This window comes from Labrys sp. LIt4 (assembly GCF_017813775.1).
GTDB lineage: Bacteria > Pseudomonadota > Alphaproteobacteria > Rhizobiales > Labraceae > Labrys > Labrys okinawensis_A.
In genome coordinates this window covers 115,707-128,820 of the sequence record NZ_JAGIPY010000011.1, presented here as the reverse complement: position 1 = coordinate 128,820, position 13,114 = coordinate 115,707, and the positions used below count along the sequence as shown (strand labels likewise).

The following is a 13,114-nucleotide window of genomic DNA, read 5'->3' as shown; positions in this document are numbered from 1 at the left end:
GGTTTGTCCTAGGATTTCTCGCTGGCGATGCGTGCCAGCACGCCGTCGATGAAGGATTTGAGATCCTTGGCTTCGGCGATCGAACCGTCCATCGGAATATAGACGTCGAACTTCTCCTCCACCGCCGTGAGGATCATCACGATGTCGATGGATTTGAGGCCGAGCGTCTCGAAGGTGGCATCCGGCGTGACCTTCTCGCGATCCACCATGCCCTCGGATACGATCAGGTTGACGACCTCGTCATAGACACGCTGCGGATCGGACAGGATGTTATCTTGGGTATGGGTCGACATCTTCTTCCTGGACACGTCCCTTGAGCAAAACGCGTTCTAGCTAACCGCTCGATTGCTCAAGCTTTTTGTTTCAACGCGTCTTGCGATTCTTGGCAATGCCGTCAAACCACAAAACGCTACGGGCCTAATGGGACTGAATCGATGCTTCAAAGACGCCGAAACGGCGTGTCGACCGGGCCCCAAGCCATTCAACTACGCTCGTCATGGCATAGTTGTCGTCAAGAATCCAACCGCATTCCAAATCTTGCACACCGGTGATGGCCGCCCGGCGCATCAATTCGTCCACCAGGATGAGCGCGACACTGGCGCCGGAGACCGAGCCGACGAGGCGCGGCGCCACCCCGAACAGCACGGCGCGGCCGCCGGTGAACCGCCGCGTCAGGCCGCGCCAGGCCAGTTTCAGCCAGCCGAGCGGGGACGGCGCCCCACCGAGGTCGCCGGTGATCTCGAAGATGTTGGGCAGGAAGAGGGCGAAGCCGAGCAACTCGCCGTTTCGTTCGACGAAGACGCCGTAATCGGCCTTGAGCAGGGGTTTGAACGCCTTGATCATCGCCGCCATTTCGGCTTGCGAGACCGGCACGAACCCCCAATTGGCGGCCCAGGAGCCGTTGAACAACAGGCGCCCGAGCTCGGCATCCTCGGCCAGCCGGTCCATGCGCATGGCGCGGATGTCGAACCCCTTGCGGCGACGCTCCATGCCGAGCTTTTCGAGCCGCTCGGCAAGATCGCTGCGGCGCCGGTCGAAGCCGTAGGAGTGCAGCGTCTTCACCAGCTTGAGCCCCGCCGCTTCCAGATGGCCGCGCAGATAAGGCGGGTGCCAGGGCATCAGCACCATGGCGGGTGCGGTGAAACCATCGATCAGCAGGCCTGATTCGGCATTGATCGACAGCGTGAAGGGGCCGCGCATCACCGTCCTGCCCTTGCCGGCGAGATGAGCGGCGGCGGTCCGCACCAGTTCGACGACCACCTCCTCATCATCCACCGCGTCGAGACAGCCGAAAAAGCCGATGCCTTCATGCTGGGCGCCCGTAGCGAGATGATCGATCTGCGCGGAGATGCGGCCGACGGCCCTGCCCTCCCCGTCATAGGCAAGCCAGTACGCCGCCTCGCCATGGGTCCAGAAGGCGCTCCTGGCGGGGTCGATCAACTGGGCCCGATCATGATCGAGCGGCGCGACATAATCGCTGAACTCGGCATAGATCCGTCGCGGCAAAGCGAGGAACTGCCGGAGTTCGCGCTTGGAGGAAACGGGGCGGACGCTGACGGGCATGCCGCCCTTCTGTCAAGTTCGCGCCGGAAAGGCAACGGGGGGCGGAGCTTCGGACCCGCCTGGAACCGCGCCGCCCGCCGGAAAGGCCAAGCCGATCCGAAGACCTGCCCCCGGCGCCTCTTGTTCCGCCTCCGCCCTTTGGGTATGGCATGCCCTCATGGAAACCCAGCCCCTGCTGCAGCCCTTTGCCGATATCTGGCGCCAGCGCGAACTGTTTCGCGCCATCCTGACCCGCGAATTGCAGGTGCGCTTTCGCGGCTCCGTGTTCGGCTGGGCCTGGGCCGTGCTGGCGCCCCTGGTGATGCTGTCGATCTACACGCTGGTCTTCTCGGGCGCGCTCAAGGTGGGCGCCGCCCAGGACAGCGGCGGGCGCTTCGGCTATGCCTTCTCGATCTTCGTCGGCCTGGTCGTCTTCAATTTTTTCGCCGAGATCGCCTATCGCGCCCCGCTCCTGCTGGCCGAGCACAAGCACATCATCCGCCGTTCGATCTTCCCGCCCCAGATCCTGGCCTGGATCGCGGTGGCGCGCGGCGGCGTCTATATGCTGATCGCGCTCGCCGTGCTGCTGACCGGGCAGATCCTGATCGACCAGTCGATCCACTGGTCCTGGCTGGCGCTGCCCTTCATTCTACTGCCGCTCGGCCTCGCCTTGCTCGGTATCGTCTGGATCCTCTCCACCATCGGCGCGCTGACCAGCGATCTCAACCACCTGATCATCTCGATCATTCCGGTGGCGATGTTCGCCACGCCCGTCTTCTACGAAGCCTCGAATGTGCCGGAAGGCTGGCGCTGGCTGCTCTATCTCAATCCCCTGACCGGCATCATCGAGATGATGCGCACCGCCATCCTGCGCGGCAATTGGCCCGATGGCCTGCTCTACCTGACCTGCCTCGCCGCCTCGCTTGCGGTATTCTATGCTGGCCGGACCCTGTTCATGCGAAAGAAGACGATCCTTGTCGATATCATCTGAACAGACGCTCGCCCAAGATCTCGTCCACGATCTCGTCCAGGACCTCGCAGTCGAGTGCCGCGATCTCGGCAAGGCGTATCAGTTCTACCGCCGCCCGATCGACCAGGTGAAGCAGGTGCTGCTTGGCGGCAAGAGGCGCTACTACGACGAATATTGGGCGCTCAAGGAGATCGGCTTCGCCATTCCCAAGGGCGCCGCGGTCGGCATCGTCGGGCGCAACGGCTCGGGCAAATCGACCCTTCTGCAGATCCTGTGCGGCATCACCGCTCCCACTGTCGGCACGCTCACCGTCAAGGGGCGCATCGCCCCGGTGCTGGCGCTGGGCGCCGCCTTCGACTACGAACTGACGGGCCGCGAGAACTGCTATCTCTCGGGCGCCATTCTCGGCCTCAAGCGTGCGCAGGTCGCCGAGAGGCTGCCCGCCATCCAGGAACTCTGCGGCCTCGGCGATTTCTTCGAGCAACCGGTGAAGCTCTATTCCAGCGGCATGGGCGCCCGCCTTGCCTTCGCCATCTGCGCGCATGCCGACGGGGACGTGCTGATCGTCGACGAGGCCCTCGCCGTGGGGGACGATGCCTTCCGCGAGCGCTGCCGCACCCTGATCCGCGCCTTCCGCCAGCGCGGCACCATCCTGTTCGTCTCCCATGATCTCGACCAGGTGGCGGAGCTGTGCGAACGCACGATCTGGATCGACCGCGGCCGCCTCAGGGCCGATGGCGAGACGCATGCCGTCATCCGCGACTATCGCAAGGCGCTGGCCGAGGAGGCCGACGATCCCAACCGCTTCGCCTTCATGACCTGAGGCGAATAGCAGGGAGGTGGAGGCATACTCCGCCCGCTTCGGAATCCGAAAAACGTTTGCGCTGCCCCTCACCCTTCCCCTCTCCCCGCAAGAGGCGGGGCGAGGGGAAGGGTGAGGGGCAGCGCAACCTAAATTGAAGAGCCCGCCTTCTCTATGACCGCCAGAACCATCGCCTGGCCGGTTTGGCCGGCTTGCCGGGTTCGAGCAGAAAATTGGTGAGCTTGGGATAAGTCTGGCCGGACCACAGGACCGCATAGTTCCATTCCCGGACGAGACGGCGAAACTGGGCCTCGTTGGCCTCGGTGACCTCGACGAACAGGATCGGGCGGCAACGCTGTATGGTGGCTTCAAGCCCGCCCAGCACCTTCAACTCCATGCCCTCGACATCGATCTTGATGAAATCGAAGTCATGCCCGGCGAAGATATCGTCCCCCCTGGCGATCTGCACCGGGCCTTCGTCGGCCTGCCGGATCACCGTGCCGCCCGTATTGTGCTTGCTGTGGGTGAAGGTCTGCCCGGCGCCGGCCTGATCGCTCAAGGCAATGCCGAGATAGGAGAGGTCGACATTGGTCAGCCGGTTCAAGGCGCAATTGATGCGCAGGCAGGCCGCGGCCCCCGGTTGCGGCTCGATCGGGACGATCATGCGGGCGTCGGCGAATTTGCCGAGGAAGACCGTGTGGTTGCCGAGATGCGCGCCGACATCGAGGATGCCGGCATTGTCAGGAAGGCGCGCTCGAATGCGTTCGAGTTCCTCGGCTTCGTAGAATTGTCCGCTGGCATGGAAGGCCTGCACCGAATCAGCCTCGTCATTGACGAGGAAGCTCACGCGCTCGGCCTTGTAATCGAACGATATCACGCTGCCGTCGACACGGCTGATGAGATTGGGCCTGACATCAAGCCGATCATCCAAAGCGACATCGATCGAATCGAGCCAGAAATTGGGATAACGGTTGTCGAAGGATTCCGACTTCTCCCAATCGGGCAGGGCGTTGCCCGCCAGCAGGCCATGATGCCGGAATTCCACTTCGACGACGTCGCTGCCCCGGGTTTGTGCCTCGAAGCGTATCCTCCGCCGGCCAGCGCCCTCGAAGTCGTAGGAGCCGATCTCGCTATTGTCGACGACCACGCCGAAGCCCGGCTGCTCCGACAACTGCTTACGCCGCTCGCTGACACCGATCGGCCTCAGTTCGATATCGAAGGTCAGCTTCGTCGGTGCCTTCAGCCCGAGTTTCAGCTGGATCAGCGAGGTGTATCCCTCCGTCACGGGCCGCCCGTTCTGAAGCGAAAAGCCGCGTGCCAGGAATGGCGGCGGTTCATTGAGCTTTCCCTGGAAGTCGATTCTAACAGGGAGCTTGAAATTTTCCTCGATGCGATCGAATCGGCGCGCGGGGAACTTCTGTACATTGTAGCGCTGAAGCCACCAATCATCGCCTTCCATGTTGAAGGCGGGGCTGGCGCTCCGCTGAAAATAGGCCGTCGCTCCGGCGAGCCCCTGCGGGTGGAAGCCGTCGTCCTGCATCAGGAATCGATAGAGATTGTTGATCGTCGGGATGTGGATGTCGTCGAGGATCAGGATGCCGCCGACCTTGAGGCGCTGGTAGAAGGCAAAATACTCCAATTCCGGAAACGGATAGCCGTGGGGGCCATCGATCAGGACGATGTCGACGTCATGCTGAAGCGGGTTGCTGAAAATCGTCCGCTGCGTCGGCCCGAAGATCCAGTTCACATTCTTCTTCTGTCCCGGAAATCCGAGCGCGAAATTGACGCTCGAATTCTCCTCGGCCCTGTCGTCGTAACAATAGGCGGTGTGCTCTTGCGCGTAATGGGAGAACAATATCGTGGAGGCACCGCAACCCGTTTCGACGGAGCGTAGCGGCTGCCCTTTGAAGTGATCCTTCAGATAATATTCCATACGCTCGAGCGGCCACGTCGTAAGGGTACCGGCTCGGTGGGCGCCGCCGCGCTTGTTCTGGTAGCGGACAATGTCGTGTACGAGATTGGGCATGGGATCCCGACCCTACGCGACCGGCGCCGGCCTGATCAATGCCGGAATACGAAGCGTTTCGCGATTTGACGGGATCGCCGGGCCAACCGCCTGCCCGATCAGGATGCGCGCCGCCGCTGCGGTTCGACATAGGTGGAGAAGATATGGTCCCAGAACGAGGTGACCACGCCGTAATTGCCTTCCTCGCCGCGATAATGATGCACCATATGCGCCAAGCGCAGGCGATAGAGCAGACTGCCCGGCTGCGGCGACCAGTGATGGGAGGCGTGATGCACCAGCATATAGGCGACATAGCCGAGCAGGATGCCGCTGGTAAAGCCGCCGGCAAAGGCCTGGCTGGCGAAATAGAGCGGCAAGTAGAACACCAGGAAAATCACGCCGACGCTCAAGAAAGACGGCGCTCCGATCATGCCCTTGGGCTCTTGATGATGGGCATCGTGCATGCGGTCGAAGAAGGGTACCGCGTGATAAACCCAGCGATGCACGGCATATTCCACGAAAGTCCAGCCGATGCAGCCCAGCACGAATGCCATCGCCCAGATGCCGGCGGCGGTGGCGTCATGCTGCAGAAGAGTCAAGAGAAGCAGGCCGAAGGCCGCAGCAGGGCAGAGTACAAAATCGCCAAAATAGAGAATTTTGTTCAAACGCATGCGCTTCACCATTCGATGCACTTTGGAAGCTAGAGCATATTTCTCCGCGATTGCGACAGTTTGAGGACAAAGTGCTGCGTCCTAGCAGCGCGCTCGGCCCTCTCTCGTCGCGGGTCAACAAAGCAAAAATCATGCCTCTCTATGAGGCGGCCTCCAGCCTGTGCGGCTCAAGCTCGATTCGCCGCAGCGGCCCCAGGCCGGCCGGCTCGCGATGCGCCACCACGACGAAGCTGGTCTGCGGCAGCGCGCCCCGCAGCGCCGAGAACAATTGCGCCTCGGCGGCGGCGTCGAGGGCGCTGGTCGGCTCGTCCAGCACGGCCCAGTCCGGCCGCGACAGGATCAGCCGGGCCAGAGCCAGGCGCTGCTGCTCGCCGCCGGAAAGGCCGAGCGGCGGCTCGCCATCGTCGAGACCCGGCAGCCGATGCTCGAGGCCGACAAGTTCGAGCGCCTCGGCATAGGCTTGCCGCGGCAGTGCCCCGGGATCTTGCGGATAGGCGAGGATGGTACGCAGATCCGCTAGAGGCAGATAGACCGCCTGCGGCAGGAAGGCGATCCGCCTGCCGGCCGGCAGGGTTACCCGTCCCTCGCCATGCGGCCACAGGCCGGCCATCGCCTTGATCAGGGTGCTCTTGCCGAGGCCAGACGCGCCGGCCAGCCAGGCATTCTCGCCCCTCTCCAATCTCATATCCGACAGGATGTTGAGGGGACGGCCTTCGGGCGTGGCCAAGGCGAGGCCCCGGATGGAAAGATGATCGAGCCCGCTCCTGCCGGTCCGGACGCCCTCGCGCTCCGCGGCCCGGCCGAGGGCATCGAGGAAGCCGTCGAGACGGCGGATGGCGGCGGCGAGTTCAGCCAGGTCGCGGTAGGAGAAGATGAACCAGGACAGGGTGGTGACCACGTTCTGGAAGGCGGAAGCGAGCTTCATCAGCCCGCCCAGTGCGACATGCCCGGCAAGATAGGCCGGCAGGGCCAGGAACAAGGGAATGCGCAGCACGGTGGTGTGATAGGGCCGGGTGAAGCAGCCGAGGATGAGATCGCGGTTCATCAAGGCCCGCCAATTGCCCATGATGGCGCCAAAGCGGGCATCGAGCAGTCGCCGTTCGGCCGCCTCCCCTTCCATGAGCGCCACGGCGTCGGAGGATTCGCGCAGCCTTGCGAGCGCGAAACGAAAATCGGCCTCCCGGCTCTGCTGCTGCATGTTGAGCCGCAGCAGGGGACGGCCGAGCCAATGGGTGAGCCCGCAGGCGACCAGCACATAGAGTGGGGCCACCCACACCATGTAACGCGGAATTTCCACCGCCACACCGAACAAGGTGAAGGCGAGCGGGAAGGAGGACAGGGACCATAGCAGAGCGACATAGGAAACCAGTCCCACCAGATTGGAGACCAGTTCCAGCCCTTCCTCGGTGAACTTGTCGACGAAGAGCCGGCAATCCTCGGCGATACGCTGGTCGGGATTGTCGGGCGCGGCGGCGGCGTGGCGCAGGCGCACATGGGTCCTGTTGCCGAGCCAGCGGTCGAGCGCGGCCGAAGTCAGCGCGCGCCGCCAACGGATCTGCACGCTCTTGCGCAGATAGACGGCCGACAGATGGATCACCGCGCCGATTGCGATCAGCAGGCCGAATACGCCGATCTGGCCGACCGCCGCGCCGGCATCGCGTTTTTCGAGGGCCCCGAAGAACTGGGCAGTCCAGTCGATCATCAACAGGCTGACATAGACGCCGCCGAGATTGAGGCCGAGCACGACGAGGAGGAGGGCCAGGCCGGCCCAGCCGCCTGGCCCGGTGACGCAGAGGCGCAGCAATCGCCCCATCTGGCGCAGGATCGGTGGCATCGAATCAACCTTCGTTCAATTCCGGCGTATCAGGGCGGCCTCTGGGCCGCGCACCACCAGCCCGATCCAGTCGCCCGCGGCATTTTCCGCCAGCAGTTCCACCCCGCCCGCTCCGGCCCGGCCCGCCCGCATGCGCCAGGCCGCCACGGCCCCGGCGCGCAGATGCAGGTGGAAATCAGGCTGCATCACATTGATGAAGCCCATGGCCGGCTTGACCGCCTCGATGATGCCGGACCAGGCCTGCCGAAGCCCCTCGCGCTGCAACTCGATGCGGACAGGCACACCGGCGCAGCGGGCGACTTCGAAAGGGATGGCGCCGGGGTCGGCCTCGGCCATTTCGCCGCGCTCCGCCGGCGCGGCAGGCACCGCCGCCTCGGCCGGCATGCCGCGCAGGTCGGCGATGCCCGCATCGAAAGGCTCGAGTCCATCGAGGCCGACCAGGCTGAACAGCACCGCACCGTCCCGGCCGTGGAAATCCAGACGCGGTAGCGCCTTGTCCTTCATGCGGCCGGTCCGATCGAGGATGACGACGCCGAGCGCCGCCGCGTCGATCTCGGCATCATGGGCCGCCCCGACCAGCCGGATGCCGAGGCCCGAGCGTACGACCCGCTCCACCGTGCCCATGCGCTCATGCGTGGCGCCGCCCTGGCTGGTGGTGAGCATCACCCGGCCGAGGCGTCCCGCCGCCTCCAGCACATCGGCGGCCGGATGCAGCAGGCGCTCGCGCTGCAGTCTTTGCTGACTCATGATGCCCTCAGAAGGTGATGTTGGCGCCGAGCTTGAACGTGCGGCCGGCGGCGGTCTGCAATTCGAGCGGATTGGAGAAGGCAACGTTGGAACTCGCCGTCCGGCTATAGGTGGTCGGCATCGGCCAGCGGAAATAGCGCGTATCGGCGATGTTGAAGACGCCGGCCCTTAGCGTGACGTTCTCGGTCGGCTTCCAGCTGCCCAGAAGGTCGAAGACGGCATAGCCGCCGGGCTTGAAGATATCGGGAGCGCTGGCACGGCTGACCTTGGAAGCGAAGGTACCGATCATCTCGACTTCCAGCCCTTGCTCCGGCCTGGTCCAGCGCAGGCTGGCGACGGCGGTGAAGGGGCTGGCGCCGTTGAACGGGGTCCAGGGCGCGTCGCGCGTCGTCTTCTGGTCGCCGTACTGATAGGTGAGGCTGAGGCTGGAACTCCAGTGTTCAGCCCATTGCACCTCGGCGGAACCTTCGATGCCGCTCAGCCGGACCTTGGCGCGGTTGGCCCAGGTATAGTCGAGCCCGTTCCCCGAACTGGCCGGTATCTCCACGAAATTCTGGATGAAGTTGGTGTAGTCGGCATGGAAGGCGGATAGAGAAAAATAACCCCAGCCATAGCGCCCGCGCAGTCCCGCCTCGAAGGAACGGACCCGCTCCGGCTTCAGGTTCGGCGCCGGCACGAGATTGTTGTCCGGCTGGCCCGAGGAGGAGCCGGTATAGAGCTGCTCGGCATTGGGCATGCGGAAGCCTTCGGCATAGAGGCCGAACACCGAATAGGTCTCGTCGAGCTTGTAGACGATGCCGAGTTTCTTGGTCAGCGCCGCCTCTTCGCGCTGCCTGAGCACATAGCCCGGCACCGGCCGGTAGTCCGATTTGGGCTTGGGCGTGATCTGGTTCCAGGAATAGCGCAGCGCCGGCGTGATCAGCAGCTTGCCGTCCAGCAGGCTGATCTCGTCCTGCACGAAGGCGTCGAGCCGCTTGGTGTTGGAATCGGCGAAGTTCCAGGTATAGGGCACGACGGTGGTGTTGGAGACCGGTATGCCCCCCGGGGTGAACACGCGCGTGGTGCGATTGCGGACATAGTCGGTGTAGCCATATTCGCCGTCGAAGCCCCAGACCAGCTTATGGTCGCTGCGCCCGAGCTTGAAGGACGAATCGATCTGCAGGCCGGCCTGCAGGAAGCGCTGCCCGAACTCGGTGACATTGTCCTGATATTGCTGATTGCCATTGGCGAGAGTGCGGTGTTCGCGGCCGGTGACCTCGCGACGCTGCGGCGACCAGGTGATGTTCCAGCGTATCTGGTCTGCTAAGGCGTAGTCGGACTTCCACAGGCCGTCGAGTGCGATGCGGTAGCGCGTCAATTCCTGGTCGGCCGTGTAGGAATGAATGAACGGCAGCTGCGGCGGATTGGGATTGGCGAGCGTGCGCACCGTGACCGGCCCACGATTGTACAGGATATCGGCATCCCTGTTGCGATCGAAGATCTCGCCGGTGAGCTTCAGCTCCAGTGATTCGGTGGGCCGCCAGACGATCTTGGCGAGGAAGTTCTGTCCGAGTTCGTCCAGCGGGTTGAAGCTGCCGCAATCGATGGCGCCGTATTCGACCCAGCGCGGGCAGCCATAGCGGCCGCCATCGGCCCGGGCGCGTGAGAGCTTGGCCTCGCTCGCCTTCTTGACCGAATAACCCAGCAGGATCTCGAGATTGGGAGAGACCCGCCAGGCGCCGAGGACGGTATTCACCAGCGCCTTGTTGTAGCTGTCGAAATTGGTGCTCGCTTCCAGCCCCCAACTGCGCCCCTCCTTGATGACATCGGCAGGGTCCTTGGTGGTGAAGGCAACCAGGCCGCCGACCGCGTCGGTGCCGTAAAGCGCCGAGGCAGGCCCGCGAATGATCTCGACCGATTTGATGAAGGGCAGGTCGACGAAGTCGCGCGTGCCGTCGGTGTTGCCGTCGAGGATGCGCGATCCGTCGACGCGCATCTGGATGCGGTTGCCACCCACGCCACGGATGGTGAAGCCGCCATTGCCGCCGAAGGGATCCGTGCTCGAACTGTTGCGGCCGACGGTGATGCCCGGTTCGTAGCGGGTGAGGTCATCGATGTCGCGCACCATATGCGATTTCAGCTCCTTGTCCGAAATCACCGTCACGGTGGCCGGAACGTCGAGAAGCTGGCGCTTGGCGCGTTCCGCCACAACGGTAACCGGCTCCAGCATCACCGGCTCGTCAGTGCCGGCTTGCGCCGCTGGCGCGGCGGGATGGTCTTGCCGCGGCTCGGCCTCCTGCGCCCGGGCCGCCATTGCACAGCCTGCCAGAAGGAGGCCTGCCGCCACGATGATCCTCGTCTCCATTTCAACCCCCAAGTAAACCCCGAGGGCATAAACACGATACAAGCAACATGAATCAACACAAAATAATAAATTGTACGATAATTATACGAATTCCAATATACGCAAAAAAACAAGCATACTTAGTACACAGTTTATTCGGAAAAACTTCAAACTGCACAATTTGGCATACTAACGTTCGATCCTTGGCCGCAATCGTCGCCAGGCCTCGCGAACATCCGTTGCTGCACAGGTTTTAATTCATCTAAAATATTGATATTGAATCATTTTCTGAGTCACGATAGGAGAGTGACGGCTTGCCGACAGCTTTCCCCACCGAGATATATCGCCATGAGCATCCTGAATTCCGAGCTTCGCATCGAGACAAGTCTTGGAAATGAATACTTGAATTCAATTTGCAACGACTTCGAGACGGACGAGTTTCCCACCAGGCGCACAGGGGAAACTGCTCAAGTCGAGCTGCCGCGCGGGCGGGGAACCGCCTATCTCGCCGCGCGTCCGGGCGAACTGACGATCCGCGCCGAGGCCGCGACGGAACAGGGCCTGTCGGCTCTCAAATTCATGCTGAGTCTGCGCCTCGAAAAGGCGGCACAGGCCGAAAAGCCCGAACTGGCGTGGACGGGTGACGGGTGCGATATTACCGTTCTACCCGGCCTTCGCGAGATGCGGGTCAGGCGGGTCGCTCAGGTGACGCCGCTGATCCGTCGCATCACCCTTGCCGGGGAGGATCTTCAGCGCTTCACGCGGGATGGCATCCATATCCGCCTGCTCATTCCGCCGGCAGGGTTGGACAAGCCGGAATGGCCTCGCCCTGCCAAGAACGGGCGCCGCACCTGGCCGCCGGAAGAACGCCGGCCGACACAACGCCTCTACACGATCCGGCGCATCGACGCGGCAGCAGGCGAGATCGACGTCGATTTCGTGCTGCACGGCGATGCAGGCATCGCCTCGGGTTGGGCCGCACGGGCCAAGCCCGGCGACATCGTCGGCATGATCGGGCCGGGCGGCGGCGAGATCGACGAGGCCGACTGGTACCTGATCGCCGGCGACGAGACGGCCATTCCCGCGATTGCCCGCATCTTCGAGGCCATGCCTGCCCAAGCGCGCGGGCTGGCCCTGATCGAGGTGGCGGATGCCGACGAGATCCAGCCTCTCGTGCCGCCGGCAGGCGTCGAACTCAAATGGCTGCTGAGGCGGGGGCGGCCGGCCGGCGAGAGCGACCTCCTGGCCGAGGCGGCCATCGCGGCGCCCCTTCCCTCCGAAGGCCGTTTCCAGTGCTGGCTCGGCGCGGAAGCGGAGACGGCACGGCGTCTGCGCCACCATTGGCGCGAGGTCCTGCGGCTTCCCAAACATGCCGTCAGCGCCGTCGCCTACTGGCATCGCGGCGAACCTGGCCACTGAAGCAGCGGATACGGCGCACCGCTTGCCAAGCCTGCTCAGCCCAGCGCCGTCTTGCCGATGATGCGCATGCCATCACCGATATCGGCTTCGATGGCGTCGCGCAGGCCCTTGGCGTCGCCCCGCTCGATCGCAATGATGGCGCGATGGTGCTGATCGACGAGGCCGCTCATGTCGAGGTCCTCATAGACCAGCCGCATGAACGGGCCGAATTGCAGCCAGAGCGTCTCGATCAGGGGCAGCAGCACCGAAGAGGGCACCGCCGTATAGATGGCGAAATGGAAGGCGTGGTTGGCTCGCATATAGCCTTCGGCATCGTCTTCGGCCAGGCAGCGCTCGACCTCGTCGTCATGCGCCCTGATGGCGGCGAGGCGTTCGGCGTCGATGGCGGGCAGCGCCCTTTCGGCGGCTTCCCCTTCCAGCAGCATGCGCACGCGCACCAGTTCCTCGAAGCGGGCCGGCGTCATCACGGGAACGCTGACCCGGCGCGTCGCGGTCAGGGTCAGGGCGCCTTCGGTGACCAATCGCGTCACCGCGGCCCGGACGGGCATCGGGCTGACGCCGAGCATCTCGGCCAGGCCGCGCAGGGTCACGGCCCGGCCCGGGACGAATTGCCCGCCGACCAGGCCGCTGCGGATCGCCGCATAGACCTTGTCATGCACGGGCGCCAGTTTGCCGGCGGGCTCGCTGCTGCCCGGCTTCGGCGAACTCGACTTCGAACTCGGCGTGGGCGAATTCAGCTTGGGCGAACTCGGCTTGGGCAAAACGGACTCCATTTGACATGGCACAAATTTGTGATCACAA

At 63.8% G+C, this 13,114-nt stretch carries 11 protein-coding genes; 3 read left to right on the top strand and 8 right to left on the bottom strand.

The genetic code is table 11. The annotated features are described in order from the left end of the window. Positions 1 to 8: 8 nt before the first annotated feature. Both J8I29_RS20320 and J8I29_RS20315 read right to left on the bottom strand, forming a co-directional pair. Positions 9 to 293 carry a phosphopantetheine-binding protein gene (locus J8I29_RS20320; RefSeq protein ID WP_105863330.1) on the bottom strand — a complete coding sequence of 95 codons (285 nt, stop codon included), beginning with the start codon at positions 291 to 293 and terminating at the stop codon, positions 9 to 11. A gap of 124 nt (positions 294 to 417) precedes the next feature. After that, positions 418 to 1,563 (bottom strand): hypothetical protein, encoded by a 1,146-nt coding sequence (locus J8I29_RS20315; RefSeq protein WP_105863331.1) that lies wholly within the window; start codon positions 1,561 to 1,563, stop codon positions 418 to 420. A gap of 157 nt (positions 1,564 to 1,720) precedes the next feature. Between J8I29_RS20315 and J8I29_RS20310 the strand changes: the two genes are divergently transcribed. Both J8I29_RS20310 and J8I29_RS20305 read left to right on the top strand, forming a co-directional pair. Next, positions 1,721 to 2,533: an ABC transporter permease gene (locus J8I29_RS20310; RefSeq protein WP_105863332.1), complete on the top strand. Its 813-nt coding sequence runs from the start codon at positions 1,721 to 1,723 to the stop codon at positions 2,531 to 2,533. Continuing rightward, the gene (locus tag J8I29_RS20305) at positions 2,517 to 3,335 is read left to right on the top strand and encodes an ABC transporter ATP-binding protein (RefSeq protein WP_245197183.1); all 819 of its coding nucleotides are present in this window, start codon (positions 2,517 to 2,519) and stop codon (positions 3,333 to 3,335) included. The genes J8I29_RS20310 and J8I29_RS20305 overlap by 17 nt, the downstream gene beginning before the upstream one ends. Before the next feature lie 151 nt (positions 3,336 to 3,486). On the opposite strand, the gene J8I29_RS20300 is transcribed toward J8I29_RS20305, so the two are convergent. From J8I29_RS20300 to J8I29_RS20280, 5 genes are all read right to left on the bottom strand, one after another. Next, positions 3,487 to 5,340 (bottom strand): FkbM family methyltransferase, encoded by a 1,854-nt coding sequence (locus J8I29_RS20300; RefSeq protein WP_209433040.1) that lies wholly within the window; start codon positions 5,338 to 5,340, stop codon positions 3,487 to 3,489. Between the two features lie 98 nt (positions 5,341 to 5,438). Next, positions 5,439 to 5,990, bottom strand: coding sequence for a sterol desaturase family protein (locus J8I29_RS20295; protein WP_181161219.1), 552 nt, complete (start codon positions 5,988 to 5,990; stop codon positions 5,439 to 5,441). Between the two features lie 139 nt (positions 5,991 to 6,129). Beyond that, complete coding sequence (locus J8I29_RS20290; protein ID WP_209433039.1) at positions 6,130 to 7,824, bottom strand: SbmA/BacA-like family transporter; 1,695 nt, start codon at positions 7,822 to 7,824, stop codon at positions 6,130 to 6,132. Positions 7,825 to 7,839: 15 nt separating this feature from the next. Then, positions 7,840 to 8,571 (bottom strand): hypothetical protein, encoded by a 732-nt coding sequence (locus J8I29_RS20285; RefSeq protein WP_209433038.1) that lies wholly within the window; start codon positions 8,569 to 8,571, stop codon positions 7,840 to 7,842. Between the two features lie 7 nt (positions 8,572 to 8,578). Further along, complete coding sequence (locus J8I29_RS20280) at positions 8,579 to 10,915, bottom strand: TonB-dependent hemoglobin/transferrin/lactoferrin family receptor (protein ID WP_209433037.1); 2,337 nt, start codon at positions 10,913 to 10,915, stop codon at positions 8,579 to 8,581. A gap of 327 nt (positions 10,916 to 11,242) precedes the next feature. On the opposite strand from J8I29_RS20280, the gene J8I29_RS20275 reads away from it, so the two are divergent. Continuing rightward, positions 11,243 to 12,313, top strand: a complete 1,071-nt coding sequence (locus J8I29_RS20275) for a siderophore-interacting protein (protein WP_280870891.1) — start codon at positions 11,243 to 11,245, stop codon at positions 12,311 to 12,313. Positions 12,314 to 12,348: 35 nt separating this feature from the next. On the opposite strand, the gene J8I29_RS20270 is transcribed toward J8I29_RS20275, so the two are convergent. Then, on the bottom strand, positions 12,349 to 13,074 hold the full coding sequence (locus tag J8I29_RS20270) for a GntR family transcriptional regulator (RefSeq protein WP_209433035.1): 726 nt from the start codon (positions 13,072 to 13,074) through the stop codon (positions 12,349 to 12,351). Positions 13,075 to 13,114: the final 40 nt, after the last annotated feature.

Excerpts from the sequence above, each read along its gene's own strand:
- J8I29_RS20315 (WP_105863331.1), bottom strand. The coding sequence starts at position 1,563 with ATGCCCGTCAGCGTCCGCCCCGTTTCCTCCAAGCGCGAACTCCGGCAG.
- J8I29_RS20285 (WP_209433038.1), bottom strand. The coding sequence starts at position 8,571 with ATGAGTCAGCAAAGACTGCAGCGCGAGCGCCTGCTGCATCCGGCCGCC.
- J8I29_RS20275 (WP_280870891.1), top strand. The coding sequence starts at position 11,243 with ATGAGCATCCTGAATTCCGAGCTTCGCATCGAGACAAGTCTTGGAAAT.
- J8I29_RS20310 (WP_105863332.1), top strand. The coding sequence starts at position 1,721 with ATGGAAACCCAGCCCCTGCTGCAGCCCTTTGCCGATATCTGGCGCCAG.
- J8I29_RS20320 (WP_105863330.1), bottom strand. The coding sequence starts at position 293 with ATGTCGACCCATACCCAAGATAACATCCTGTCCGATCCGCAGCGTGTC.
- J8I29_RS20290 (WP_209433039.1), bottom strand. The coding sequence starts at position 7,824 with ATGCCACCGATCCTGCGCCAGATGGGGCGATTGCTGCGCCTCTGCGTC.
- J8I29_RS20300 (WP_209433040.1), bottom strand. The coding sequence starts at position 5,340 with ATGCCCAATCTCGTACACGACATTGTCCGCTACCAGAACAAGCGCGGC.
- J8I29_RS20295 (WP_181161219.1), bottom strand. The coding sequence starts at position 5,990 with ATGCGTTTGAACAAAATTCTCTATTTTGGCGATTTTGTACTCTGCCCT.
- J8I29_RS20280 (WP_209433037.1), bottom strand. The coding sequence starts at position 10,915 with ATGGAGACGAGGATCATCGTGGCGGCAGGCCTCCTTCTGGCAGGCTGT.